This window comes from Croceitalea sp. P059, assembly GCF_031846365.1.
Taxonomy (GTDB): Bacteria; Bacteroidota; Bacteroidia; order Flavobacteriales; family Flavobacteriaceae; genus Croceitalea; species Croceitalea vernalis.
The window spans coordinates 403053-415803 of the sequence record NZ_JAVRHW010000003.1 but is presented as its reverse complement, the minus strand read 5'-3'; the positions used below and the strand labels follow the sequence as shown (position 1 = coordinate 415803).

11 protein-coding genes are annotated in these 12751 nt (G+C 34.8%); 2 read left to right on the top strand and 9 right to left on the bottom strand.

The features are described from left to right. Position 1 precedes the first annotated feature (1 nt). The 4 genes from RM542_RS12115 to gcvP all read right to left on the bottom strand — a co-directional run bounded on the left by RM542_RS12115 (position 2) and on the right by gcvP (position 5618). A complete protein-coding gene (locus RM542_RS12115; protein ID WP_311386008.1) occupies positions 2-853 on the bottom strand; it encodes a glycosyltransferase in 852 nt (283 codons plus the stop codon). A gap of 9 nt (positions 854-862) precedes the next feature. Then, positions 863-1384, bottom strand: a complete 522-nt coding sequence (locus RM542_RS12110) for a methyltransferase (RefSeq protein WP_311386007.1) — start codon at positions 1382-1384, stop codon at positions 863-865. Between the two features lie 151 nt (positions 1385-1535). Then, positions 1536-2594: a 3-oxoacyl-ACP synthase III family protein gene (locus RM542_RS12105; protein ID WP_311386006.1), complete on the bottom strand. Its 1059-nt coding sequence runs from the start codon at positions 2592-2594 to the stop codon at positions 1536-1538. Between the two features lie 171 nt (positions 2595-2765). Further along, on the bottom strand, positions 2766-5618 hold the full coding sequence (gene gcvP / locus RM542_RS12100) for an aminomethyl-transferring glycine dehydrogenase (RefSeq protein WP_311386005.1): 2853 nt from the start codon (positions 5616-5618) through the stop codon (positions 2766-2768). 126 nt (positions 5619-5744) lie between these two features. On the opposite strand from gcvP, the gene RM542_RS12095 reads away from it, so the two are divergent. Further along, positions 5745-6569 (top strand): hypothetical protein, encoded by an 825-nt coding sequence (locus RM542_RS12095; RefSeq protein ID WP_311386004.1) that lies wholly within the window; start codon positions 5745-5747, stop codon positions 6567-6569. Here the strand turns inward: RM542_RS12095 and RM542_RS12090 are convergent. The 4 genes from RM542_RS12090 to RM542_RS12075 all read right to left on the bottom strand — a co-directional run bounded on the left by RM542_RS12090 (position 6566) and on the right by RM542_RS12075 (position 9308). Further along, the gene (locus RM542_RS12090) at positions 6566-6796 is read right to left on the bottom strand and encodes a hypothetical protein (protein ID WP_311386003.1); all 231 of its coding nucleotides are present in this window, start codon (positions 6794-6796) and stop codon (positions 6566-6568) included. The genes RM542_RS12095 and RM542_RS12090 overlap by 4 nt on opposite strands. Positions 6797-6799: 3 nt before the next feature. Then, positions 6800-7354: a sigma-70 family RNA polymerase sigma factor gene (locus RM542_RS12085; RefSeq protein ID WP_311386105.1), complete on the bottom strand. Its 555-nt coding sequence runs from the start codon at positions 7352-7354 to the stop codon at positions 6800-6802. A 149-nt stretch (positions 7355-7503) separates the two neighbouring features. Continuing rightward, positions 7504-8415 carry a TIGR01777 family oxidoreductase gene (locus RM542_RS12080; protein ID WP_311386002.1) on the bottom strand — a complete coding sequence of 304 codons (912 nt, stop codon included), beginning with the start codon at positions 8413-8415 and terminating at the stop codon, positions 7504-7506. Between the two features lie 389 nt (positions 8416-8804). After that, the gene (locus tag RM542_RS12075; RefSeq protein ID WP_311386001.1) at positions 8805-9308 is read right to left on the bottom strand and encodes a MarR family transcriptional regulator; all 504 of its coding nucleotides are present in this window, start codon (positions 9306-9308) and stop codon (positions 8805-8807) included. Between the two features lie 240 nt (positions 9309-9548). Here RM542_RS12075 and RM542_RS12070 point away from each other — a divergent pair, with 240 nt between their 5' ends. After that, entirely contained in the window at positions 9549-10691 is a 1143-nt protein-coding gene (locus RM542_RS12070; RefSeq protein ID WP_311386000.1) for a sterol desaturase family protein, read from the top strand. A gap of 15 nt (positions 10692-10706) precedes the next feature. Here the strand turns inward: RM542_RS12070 and RM542_RS12065 are convergent, their stop codons facing one another. Further along, positions 10707-12731, bottom strand: a complete 2025-nt coding sequence (locus RM542_RS12065; RefSeq protein ID WP_311385999.1) for a M3 family metallopeptidase — start codon at positions 12729-12731, stop codon at positions 10707-10709. Positions 12732-12751: the final 20 nt, after the last annotated feature.

Here is a 12751-nt window from a genome sequence, read left to right as displayed (position 1 = left end):
GTTAAATATTAAATATCTTATTTAATATACCTTTCCATCGAAGTCTACGTATAAACTTACCTTCATTAGAGGTAACAAAACTTTTTTTGCCACTAAACCAAGCTCCCAAGTAACTAACCACTCCTTGTAAATATAGCTTAGGGCTATTAGCTTGCAAGGCCATTTTTAACAATGCGATTTTTGCCAATGGTAAACTATAACGCATTTTAAATAAAGCCTCTCCTTTGGCCTTATAATTCTTGGTGCTATACCCATGACCAGTTGGTCTTAAATGTTTGACCTTTAAGTGCTCATCGGTAAAAGTTTCAAAGCCATGATATTTTGCAAGTAAAGTGTCCACGGTATCCCAGCCCGTTGCAGGTCTTAGTCCTTCAATTTTATTAAAACACGCTTTATGGTACAATTTTATTGGTCCGCGAATATGTGTTTTAGTTGCAATAGTTTCGTAAAACCAGTCTTCCCCCTTTTTTATATATAATAAGCCGGAGCACATGCCCAGTTTCCAATTGCTTTGGAAATGGATTCTCATTTGCTCAAAGTAGTTACTTGGCAGAATTATATCAGCATCAAATTTTCCTATTAAATCATATGACGAGGTATGTTTTAAGCCATAATTAAAGGTGTCAACCACTTTTTTACCTGGAATATGTTCGTCGGTGCTTTTTCTTTGTAAAACTGAAATCCAATCATATTTTTGACTAAATCTGGTTGCTATTTTAAGAGTATCATCAGAAGAATTATCATCAACTATAATAAGCTCTTCAGGAGGTTGCGATTGAGAAACAAATGATACTAAGCAAGTTTGTAAAAACTTTTCTTCGTTATGAGCTGGAATGATAATGCTTATGCGCATAGAACAAATTTAGGCTCTTTCGGCATAAACAAGATAATACCTATTTGTAAAGAAGCGTAATAAAGGTCTAAAGCCTATTTTTTTGGTCGGATTAGTCCATTTAACGGAGTCAACAATTTTCCAACCTGCTTTTTCTAATAACCAATCAAATTGCCAATCTTCAAACTCATGATAATGACGATCCCAAGGGTCTGTTTTGCTTCTATAAGCTGAAGAAAACCATAAACGCATTGGAATACTGGCTACTAATTTATCAGCCTTTATTTCTCTTAAAACGTTAAAAGGTGCAATTAAATGTTCAAAAATTTCAAATGCTGTAACCACTTCAGCGTTCGAATTAGAAACACTTTTAAAATCAATATCTAAATCTTCCCCTGAAGTATTTTCAATATTAAAACCTTCAGTTTTCATGATTTCAGAAAAGGGGTTTTCAACTCCTAAATCTAAAATTTTTACTTCTTTAGAAATATGTTTTTGAAGAAATTCAAGCGTGATTCGATACCTTTTGTGTGGATATTTACCTTCATACATCTTGTAAAAATCTAAATTTCAAATGACAAATTCCATAATTATCATTTAAAAAAGATAAGTCTTGAAATAATGTCACCTTAAGCCGATCATCGGTGGCTTTAAAAGTTACCCTATTGAAGTCATGTATCTACTCACTTAGACGCCTTGTTTTTTAATAGCGATAAACGATAGCATTGATGTTCATTCCTGCACCTACGCTTGCAAATATTATGACATCGTCTTTTTTTAAGCTATGATGTTCTACATTGCCTTTTCGGACGCGATCATAAAGAATTGGAACGGTGGCTACCGAATTGTTCCCCATTTCTTTTATAATCATGGGCATAGTACCTTCAGGCACTTCTTTACCATAAAGTCTATAAAAACGTTTTATTATAGCTTCATCCATTTTCTCATTGGCTTGATGAATAAATATTTTTTTGACTTCATCAATTGAAATACCTGCTTTGTTTAAGCAGTCAGCCATGGCTTGTGGAACATTGGAACAAGCGAACTCATATATTTTGCGACCATGCATTTTAATATATCGGGTATCTGAACAACCATTTTGGTCATTAGTTTTGTCAAAGAAAAGGTAGTAAGCCTCACCATTAGCATGGGTTTGACTTGCGTGTGCTAAAATTTCACCTTTCTTACTATCTGCTTCTAAAATACACGCGCCGGCACCATCAGAATATATCATGCTATCTCGATCATGCGGGTCAATTACTCTTGAAAGGGTTTCACCGCCAATAACCAAACATTTTTTAGCCATTCCACTCTGAATGAAAGCTTTGGCTTGAATAATGCCTTCAATCCAACCAGGGCAGCCAAAAAGCATGTCATAAGCAACACAAGAGGTGTTTTTAATTTGTAGCAGATGTTTCACCCTTGTGGCAAGAGAGGGCAAAGTGTCACCTTGAATTTTACCTTTTTCTACATCACCAAAATTATGTGCAAAAATTATATAATCTAATTCTTCCTTATTAATACCAGCATCAGCAATAGCCTTTTCGGAAGCAAGAAAACCAAGATCAGAAGTTTTTAATTCTGCTTTAGCGTATCTGCGTTCAGCAATGCCCGTAATTGCTTGAAATTTTTCAATAATGACCTCATTGGAGTTGGGTATTTCACTTCCATCTAAGCCTAGAAATTTATGATTAATGAAATCTTCGTTTTTAGTAATAATTTCTGGTAAATAGCTCCCTGTTCCGGTAATTCCTATTTTCATGAGTGGTTAGTAATTCTATGTAATGCACAATATACATTAAAACAACATTAGCTACTATGCATGCATAGTAGTTGTTACGACAGCCAAGACCAAGTAAACGATTTCTGTAAAATTGAAAAGCCCATTATTAATTTAAAATAATGGGCTTATCTCTTTAAAACATTGAGCTAATTAGGCTTCTGCGTATGCTTCAATAGGTGTGCAAGTACATATTAAATTACGGTCTCCAAATGCCTCATCTGTGCGCCTTACTGTTGGCCAAAACTTGTTATCCCCAACAAAATCGAGAGGAAAAGCAGCCTGTTCTCTAGAATAAGGGAAATCCCAGTTATCAGATGTCACCATGGCCAATGTATGTGGTGAATTTTTTAATACGTTATTCGGGTTTTCAATTATAGCGGCATCAATCTCTTTTCTAATGGAAATCATGGCATCACAAAATCTGTCTAACTCTGCTAGACTTTCACTTTCGGTAGGTTCTATCATCATAGTACCTGCAACTGGAAAGGAAACGGTCGGTGCATGAAACCCATAGTCCATAAGTCGTTTGGCAATATCAGTGACTTCAATACCATTTTCTTTAAAAGGTCGGCAATCTATGATCATTTCATGCGCAGCTCTGCCTTGTTCTCCAGTGTAAAGCACATCATACTTGCCATTAAGTCTTTCTTTGATGTAATTAGCACTCAAGATAGCTATCTTAGTGGAATCGGTTACCCCATCAGCACCAAGCATTTTTATATATCCGTAAGAAATTAGACACGCCAAAGCACTGCCCCAAGGAGCGCCAGAAATTGCTGTAATCGCTTTTTCTCCCCCGGTTGGAATAACGGGATTAGAAGGCAAGAAAGGTTTTAATTGTGGAGCTACACAAATTGGACCAACGCCAGGACCACCCCCGCCATGCGGAATGGCGAATGTTTTATGTAGGTTTAGGTGACATACATCGGCTCCAATAGTTGCAGGGTTGGTGAGTCCAACTTGAGCATTCATATTCGCGCCATCCATATAAACTTGGCCTCCATTATCATGAATTAATTTTGTAATATATCTAATAGAAGATTCAAACACCCCGTGGGTAGAAGGGTAAGTAACCATTAGGGCTGCTAAATTTTCAGAGTGTAAATTGACTTTTTCTTCTAAGTCAACCACATCGATATTACCGTGCTCATCAGTTTTTGTTACAACTACTTTCATGCCGGCCATCACAGCTGAAGCTGGATTCGTTCCATGAGCTGAAGCTGGAATAATACAAATATTACGATGTGCTTCATCTCGAGACTCGTGATAAGCTCTGATTGTCATCAAACCTGCATATTCTCCTTGTGCTCCTGAATTTGGCTGTAACGAAGTTCCTGCAAAACCGGTAATCACATTTAATTGTTTTTCAAGTTCTTGAAGCATAAACTGATATCCTTCGGCTTGATTTAGTGGAACAAAGGGGTGAATATTACCCCAATTAGCTAAGCTTAAGGGTAGCATTTCAGAAGCGGCATTCAATTTCATGGTACAGCTACCTAATGAAATCATAGAATGGTTTAGTGCTAAATCTTTTCGCTCCAATTTTTTAATGTAACGCATCAATTCGGTTTCTGAATGATAAGAGTTGAATACCGGTTGCTCTAAAAAGCTTGATTTACGTTGCAGATTAAAAGGGATTGCATCTTTCAAATCCTCGCTTTGTGAATAATCTCCATTTAGCCCCTGAGATTCAATAAAACAAGAAATTAAGGGTTTAATGTCGTTTTCAGAGAATGCTTCGTTTAAAGAAATTGAAACAGTTTGATTATCAATGTAATTTAGGTTGATACCTTTTGATTCAGCTACATTTTTCAAAGTCATGGCATCTCTTACTTTAACTTTTAAAGTGTCGAAGAAACTAGTATTTAATTGCTTATAACCCGAAGTAGTGAGTAATTGCGATACTATTTTTGTATACCTATGTACCTTCTTAGCGATATACTTTAGGCCATCAGGACCATGATAAACAGCATACATGCCAGCCATTACGGCTAATAGTACTTGAGCAGTACAAATATTTGAGGTTGCCTTATCTCGTTTAATATGTTGTTCTCTGGTTTGCAAAGCCATACGCATGGCAGGATTACCATCAGTATCTTTGGTCATCCCAATAATACGCCCAGGAATACTTCGCTTGTATGCTTCTTTCGTTGCGAAAAAAGCCGCATGAGGGCCACCATAGCCCAGTGGAATTCCAAAACGTTGGGTTGTTCCGACCACTACGTCAACACCCCAATCACCAGGTGCAGTTAAAGAAACTAGACTTAAAATATCTGCTGCAACAGCAACTTTAATATCATTCTCTTGCGCTTTTCCTGCAAAAGCCTCATAATCATGAACTTGTCCGTATTTACCAGGGTACTGTAAAATGGCGCCATAAAAATCATTTGAAAATTCAAACTCTTCATGATTACCAATAACTAACTCAATACCAAGAGGTGTCGAACGTGTTTTTAAAAGACTCAATGTCTGAGGTAAAATTTCTTCAGAAACGAAGAATTTTAAGACACCTGCCTTCTTCTGTTGTCTGCTGCGGACATCATACAACATGGTCATTGCTTCAGCGGCAGCGGTACTTTCATCTAAAAGTGAGGCATTTGCGAGTTCCATACCTGTTAAATCACAAATCATGGTTTGATAATTTAATAGGGCCTCTAATCTGCCTTGTGCAATTTCAGCTTGATAAGGGGTATAGGCTGTATACCAGCCTGGATTTTCAAGAATATTTCTTTTGATAACTGAAGGTATCAAGCTTTCATGATAACCTAAGCCAATATAAGATTTGAATACTTTGTTCTTATTCGCAAGATTTTGGATATGATTTAAAAAATCATGTTCACTAATGGCTTCTGGTAAATTCAATTTTTCCTTAAGGCGAATATCATCAGGAATGGTTTGACTAATAAGTTCTTCCAAATCATTTACGCCAACGATTTCGAACATCTTTTTTAAATCTTTTTCGTGAACGCCAATATGGCGCAATGCAAACGCGTCTGTATTCATATTATATCAAAATAAAGACCACAAAATTAGGCATTTATTCTATGAAATTGAGCACTTTTGAAGACCTTGAATGTAAAGTTTTTAACGGGAAATTCACCAAAACTTTGGTTTGTCTAATTTTGTTTAATGAAGCTTTTTAAGCAAGTTTTTAATTTTTATCTAGATGCTAGTATACACGTAGCTTTAGCTGTTGTGTGTCTTTATTTTATTTCGCTTCAACTCTTAAAAGTTTCAACAAATTATGACCTTGTAGGTTTTCTTTTTTTCGGTACTATTGTTTGTTACAATTTTATGAAGTTTGGTGTTGAAGCAAAAAAGTATATAATCGTATCAAATCCTTATCATCGTTTAATTCAAATTTTTAGTTTTTTAGCCTTTAGTTCAGCATTATATTTTTTCTTGCAGTTAGATAATAACCTTTGGTTCAGCATCCTAATTTTAATATTAATAAGCGCCTTATATGCTATTCCTTTTTTGCCACAGACAAAAAATTTGAGGAGTTTAGGAGGGATGAAAGTTTATTTAGTTGCCCTCGTTTGGATGGGCTGCACAGTAATATTGCCTGTGCTAGATGCTAATTTATCACTAACGGGTGAAGTTTTTCTTTTAATAACTCAAAGAGTATTATTGGTTTTAATTTTATTGATTCCTTTTGAAATAAGAGATTTAAAATATGACGAACCAAGCCTTAGAACTTTGCCTCAACGAATTGGTATTTTGAAGACAAAATCCATCGGCTATGTTTTAATCGTGGCCTATTTTTCACTTCAGTTTTTTAAAACGACTGCGCTACAAGCTGAGTGGATAAGTGTTGTTATGTTTAGTTTATTGCTTTTTGCAATAATTAAAATGACCAAAGAAGACCAAAGTAAATTTTTCGCTTCTTTTTGGGTAGAAGTACTGCCTTTGGTTTATTTAATGCTATTGGTATTGGTAAAAGCGGTCTATTAAAACTGTTTTTCCAATTCTTTTTTCATCGTTTTTTTCTCCTCTTCTGAAATCATTTGAAGATTAGCTTTGTCACATAACGTTGTGAACTTGGTGTTTTTTGTTGAAAACTGATTACAGGTTTTACATATAAGAATGTGAAACCGAAGTTTTACAACTTGCCACCAAGACGCTTCTTTATATTGTTTCTTATTGCAAATATCAGCTGCTTTTTCACAGGAAATCATCATAATCTAAAACCAGTTTTGATTCATACACCCCATTAATGCGGTGCGGGCACGATGTATCATTACCCACAAGTTTGACGGATTTATGCCTAATTCATTACAAATATCTTCAGTACTCATGCCTTGAATTGTTTTCATTGTGAAAACTAAAGACTGTTTTTTAGGTAGTTTTGATATGCAATCATGAATTGCCATACCAAGCTCTTGATTCTCAATGGTTTCATCACCACCCAAATTAGAGGGGTCTGCAACTCTTTCTTCTAACCAATCTCCTTCGTCTTCAGAACTGTTTGCATAACTCATACGAACTTCAGCCTTACCTTTTTTAGAATTGATTTTACGATAATGGTCAATCACTTTTCTTTTTAAAATTGCGATTAACCATGTACGTTCTGCAGCATCACCCTTATAATTTTTAGCAGATTTTAAACCAGCGAAAAAAGTTTCTTGTACTAAATCTTTAGCAATTTCTGCATCGCTCACACGTGTAATTGCGTAATTAAAGAGGTAATCCGCATAATTGTCTATCCAAGTATTAGGATCTAATTCATTAAGGGGCATAGTCGTTTTTCGGAATTTCAAAATTACAGGTTTTAAGTTAACTATATTTTGTTTTCGTACAAACGACTTCAAAATATATCACAAGAAGTTCACAGCTAGAAGTTTTGGCCTAATCTTAACGAAATTATTGATATCTATAAATACGTTCATTAGTTGCATATTTCTTCTATGGCGCTAAAAATAGTGTTGTACTTAAATTTAAATCCGGCCTTCAAAAGTTTTGTCGGGATTACATTTCTGCTTTTCAGAATAAGTTCGGTTTCAGTTTGGATTAGTCTTGCTCCAATTTCCAATAAACCTTTTGGTAATGGAATCCCGAATGGAACTCCGAGACTATTTCTTACTGTTTTCATTAATTTAAAATTGTTTGTTGGTTTTGGAGCCACAAGATTAATTACCCCATTAATATCTTCTGTTTGAAGAATAAATTCTATACTTCTAACAAAATCGTCTATATGTATCCAACTTACTTTTTGATTTCCTAAGCCTTGTTTACCCCCAAAACCAAGTTTAGCTAAATTTTTAATAGGAGTAAACGCTCCGCCACCCTTACCAAATACTATACTCGTACGCAGTGCTATTTTTCTTGTTCCTGTTTTAACCGAAGAGAAAAAGGCATTTTCCCAGGCTTTGGCCACTTCAACTGAAAACCCACTACCTATCTCGCCTCCATTCTCGCTCATCTCTATATCCAAAGAATGACGATAGATAGTTGCAGTTGAAGAGTTTAACCATACTTTGGGAGGTTCAATGGAGTTTTGAATGGCTTGATCTAGAACCTTTGTAGAATTAACCCGAGAATTAAGGATTATTTTTTTATTCTTTTGATTATAACGGCAGTCCACAGAACGACCAGTCATGTTTATAAGAACATCACTTCCTTCAATTTCTTGTTGCCAATCATCAATGTTTTCTGCATCCCAATTCAAATATTTAATATTCTTAATCAATCGACTTTTACCTCGTGTAAGAACTGTAATATTGTCAAATTTTGGGCTAAAATATTCAATCAGCGATTTTCCTAGAAAACCGGTTCCACCGGCTATTATTAGTTTCTTCATTATAATATTGTTTTTTTTGGTGAATCAACAATCCATGTGAAATAAGAGGCTATTGACATTGGTAGAATGATATAAATTATAATACCAAAAATGTTATTCATAAAACTTTCAAATATTACAGGTATAAAGAACAGACCTGAGTAAAAAATTACAATTAAATGATAATAGTTAAGATGCTTCCGCTTATCGGAGTAGTTGAAGTCAAACCTCAGAATCAAACTTAATATAAGCTGAATAAAGCCTAGGGCAATTTGAGCAATTAGGCCGAGCCAAATCGTTAAATAAAGCAGTAAAGTAATAATGAAAGCTATAAGGTTTATATAATATATTTTCTTCATAATATTTATTTTAAAAGTTTCAGAAAAAATTGAAACTAATAATTAAAAAAATTAGCTCAACATTTTAAATAATGATTTGGTAAGCCAGTTTTGTTTTTGATTAATTACTTTATTGAGCATAGTGTCCGCTGTTTCGGCCAATTCATGTAATGCCTTGGTTTGTTTAATTAACTCTTGGGTGGCTGCAGTTCCATCATTCGCTATGCTGCTCACTGATTCTAGAGTTTTGATAACTGGTTTAATTTCTCGTCTACTGCGTTCCGTCGCAATGATTCTAGCCAATTCCTGCACATCTTTTTCGGTAGAAAAAAACTCTTTGCGCTCTCCTGCAACCAATTCTTTTTTAACAATACCCCAATCAATAAGTTGTCTCACATTCATACTTGTATTGCCTCGAGAGATTTTTAGCTCCTCCATAATTTCTTCAGTCGTCAGTGCTTTAGTAGAAATAAAAAGAAGCGCTTGAATTTGTGCCATTGCTTTATTAATGCCCCATAAAGTGCCTAAACTACCCCATGTGCTTATAAATTTGTTTTTTGCTTCTTGATATTCCATAACACAAATATAATAATTTATTTCAAACTTTCAATAATTATTGAAAGTTTGAAATGATATGTAGTCAACGGCTTTTCATAATCTTCTTTTGTTTCAGTCGTTATGACTAATCAAGACTAGGTTTACATTAATGAATATCTTTATGATGTTATTTTTAAGCCCGAAATTACTATTCATTTTTTGTGCGAATTTTATTGAAGATTATTTTTAATATAAAAGTTCACCATTTTATACTGGATAATGGAAAACAAACATAAACGAATGCGTATTGGAGAAGGAAAGATAAGTGGTGCACTATCAATATTTTTGGGTGCACTTTCTTTAGGTGGAATTCTTTGTTTTAAATTTCCTGAGCAACTAACCACACCAGAATTTAGAGAGGTTTACACTCCTGAAATTGTTGAAAATTTAATGTTAGGAGGTATTATAGCAACCTTTCTGTTTGCACTGGTAAGCCTACTGCTAGCAAATAATAAAAAGTATGCGGTTGTTGGAGTAGTATTAGGTGCTTTGGCAGTATTACTAGGGGGAATGACCGTAGAGGGTAGGGCGGTAGAAAAAATGAATTGGAGTTTAGGATTAGATTGGCTTATATTGGATTTATTAGTAATGGTATTGATATTTGTGCCAATAGAATTGGTTTTTCCAAAGAATAAGCTTCAATCTAAATTTCATCCAGAATGGCGCACTGACCTTGTTTATTTTGGTATTAGTCATTTAGCAATTCAATTATTTGGCGTGCTAACCAAGAAGCCGGCGGTGGCCTTTTTTGGTTGGATGAATCTTGACGGGGTTCATACTTGGGTAAATGAGTTACCATTTGTAATTGAACTCTTAATTGCTTTAGTGGTCACAGATTTATTTCAATACGCCGCTCACCGTATTTTTCATTCACACTATTTTCTTTGGCGTTTTCATTCCATCCATCATTCGACTGAAAATATGGACTGGCTAGCGGGTTCTCGAACCCATTTTATTGATATCTTTTTTACTCGAAGCATGTCTTATATGCCATTGTACGTTTTAGGTTTTTCAACACTCACTTTCAATGTATATATAGTTTTTATAGCTATCCATGCGGTCTTTATTCATGCAAATACTAGAATCAATTTTGGATTCTTGAAATATATTATCACAACTCCGCAATATCATCATTGGCATCATTGCCAAGAGCCAGAACATTACGGAAATAACTTTGCCGTAGTATTTCCTTTTATAGATAAGATTTTTGGCACCTATTACCTGCCTGGTAATGAATGGCCGAAAGGTACAGGTTTGGTAGATGCCTCTTTTCCTAAAGGGTTTATGAAACAGTTTATTTTTCCTTTTGTGAAAAACCCATTTAAGAATGATTTACTCCCCGAAGAGCGAAGTGACCGATAATTTTTTGTTTTAAAATTAAGCAGTGATTAAGCCTCCCCGTTCAAGAAGGGCGGAAATTTTAGGCTCTGTTCCTCTAAAACGTTTGTAAAGAATCATTGGTTTTTCTGTGCCACCTTTAGATAGTACATGGTATTTAAAGTCTTTAGCAATGACTTTGTTGAAAATACCATGCTCTTTAAAGTATGCAAAAGCATCAGCATCAAGTACTTCTGCCCATTTATAACTGTAGTACCCTGAAGAATATCCTCCCTGAAAAATATGAGCAAAAGCAGTACTCATACAGGTTTGAGGAGTGTCTGGAAATAAATTTGTTCCTTCAAAGGATTCTTTCTCAAAGCTTTTTACATTAGTTATTGGGGTGGGGTCATTGCTATGCCATGCCATATCTAATTTTGCAAAACTAATTTGTCTTAGGGTTGCCATGCCTTCTTGAAAGCTTGCAGAATCTTTTATTTTTTGAATCAAATCCATTGGAATTAACTCGCCCGTGTCATAATGTTTCGCAAAAAGTTCAAGTGTTTCTTTTTCGTAACACCAATTTTCTAATATTTGACTTGGTAGCTCTACGAAATCCCAATAAACAGAGGTACCGGAAAGACTGGGGTATATGGTGTCAGCGAGCATTCCATGTAAACCGTGACCAAACTCATGAAATAAAGTAGTTACCTCATTAAAAGTTAATAATGATGGCTTGGTAGGTGTGGATGGAGTAAAATTGCAAACATTAGAAACATGTGGCCTATATTCTTCACCGTTTTTTCTAAACTGTGATTTAAATGAAGTCATCCACGCTCCACCTCTTTTTCCTGATCTTGGATGAAAATCGGCATAAAACAAAGAGACGAAATTTTGATCTTCGTCATAGACTTCAAAGGTTTTTACTTCCTCGTGATATTTATCTACATTGAAAACTTCTTTAAATTGTAATCCAAAAAGTTTTTCTGCTACCTTGAAAACTCCATCGATAACATTTTCTAACTTAAAGTATGGCTTTAGCAATTCGTCATCTAAACTGAATAGCTTCTGTTTCAATTTTTCAGAATAATAAGAATTATCCCATTTTTCTAATTGGCCAATTCCGTCTAGTTCTTTTGCAAAATCCTCCAATTGCTTAAACTCTTTAATAGCCGCCGGTTTAGCCTTTTCTTGTAGTTCATTTAAAAATGAAATAACCTTTTCGGGCTTTTCAGCCATACGTTCTTCAAGCACAAAATCTGCATGCGTTTTATACCCCAATAAATTGGCACGTTCATGGCGTAATTTTGCAATTGCTAAAACATTCTCTTGATTATCAAGCGAATTACCTTTAAACCCTTTGCTGCCAAAAGCCAATGCAAGCTCTTTTCGTAATTCCCGATTACTCGCATATTTCATAAAAGGAATATAACTTGGATAATCTAAGGTGATTAACCAACCTTCTTTATTTTTTGATTTAGCCAACTGAGACGCGGCTTCTTTTGCGCCGTCAGGCAGTCCATTCAAATCTTCTTGATTGGTCAAATGCATTTCAAATGCGTTGGTTTCCGCCAACAAATTTTCTCCAAAGGTCAATTTTAGTTTGGCCAACTGGGTATCAATTTCCCGCAACCGTTGTTTTTTGTCGTTAGGCAGATTAGCGCCATTACGACTGAAACTCTTGTAGCGTTTATTGAGTAGGGTTTCTTCTTCCGTTGACAAGCCTAGTGCGTCTTTTTGCTCGTAAACTGATTTTATTTTTTTGAATAAACCTTCATTTAGAGTAATGTCATTACTAAACTCTGATAATAATGGAGATACTTCTTGAGCTATTTTTTGAATAGCTTCATTGGTTTCAGCAGAATTTAAATTAAAAAATATACTTGAAACTCTATCGAGTTGATAACCAGAATAATCTAAAGCTGCTATAGTATTTTCAAAAGTTGGAGTATCTGTATTATAGACAATAGCATCAATTTCTTTTTTTGCTAAATCAATTGCATTCGTAATTGCTGGATGAAAATGTTCGTTTTTTATTTTGGAGAAAGGAGCTTGGTCAAAAGGTTCAAGAAGTGGGTTATTCATGTCAATATTTGCTTTAAAAT

Coding starts and splice junctions, on each gene's coding strand:
- RM542_RS12115 (WP_311386008.1), bottom strand. CDS start 853: ATGCGCATAAGCATTATCATTCCAGCTCATAACGAAGAAAAGTTTTTA.
- RM542_RS12110 (WP_311386007.1), bottom strand. CDS start 1,384: ATGTATGAAGGTAAATATCCACACAAAAGGTATCGAATCACGCTTGAA.
- RM542_RS12105 (WP_311386006.1), bottom strand. CDS start 2,594: ATGAAAATAGGAATTACCGGAACAGGGAGCTATTTACCAGAAATTATT.
- gcvP (WP_311386005.1), bottom strand. CDS start 5,618: ATGAATACAGACGCGTTTGCATTGCGCCATATTGGCGTTCACGAAAAA.
- RM542_RS12095 (WP_311386004.1), top strand. CDS start 5,745: ATGAAGCTTTTTAAGCAAGTTTTTAATTTTTATCTAGATGCTAGTATA.
- RM542_RS12090 (WP_311386003.1), bottom strand. CDS start 6,796: ATGATGATTTCCTGTGAAAAAGCAGCTGATATTTGCAATAAGAAACAA.
- RM542_RS12085 (WP_311386105.1), bottom strand. CDS start 7,354: ATGCCCCTTAATGAATTAGATCCTAATACTTGGATAGACAATTATGCG.
- RM542_RS12080 (WP_311386002.1), bottom strand. CDS start 8,415: ATGAAGAAACTAATAATAGCCGGTGGAACCGGTTTTCTAGGAAAATCG.
- RM542_RS12075 (WP_311386001.1), bottom strand. CDS start 9,308: ATGGAATATCAAGAAGCAAAAAACAAATTTATAAGCACATGGGGTAGT.
- RM542_RS12070 (WP_311386000.1), top strand. CDS start 9,549: ATGGAAAACAAACATAAACGAATGCGTATTGGAGAAGGAAAGATAAGT.
- RM542_RS12065 (WP_311385999.1), bottom strand. CDS start 12,731: ATGAATAACCCACTTCTTGAACCTTTTGACCAAGCTCCTTTCTCCAAA.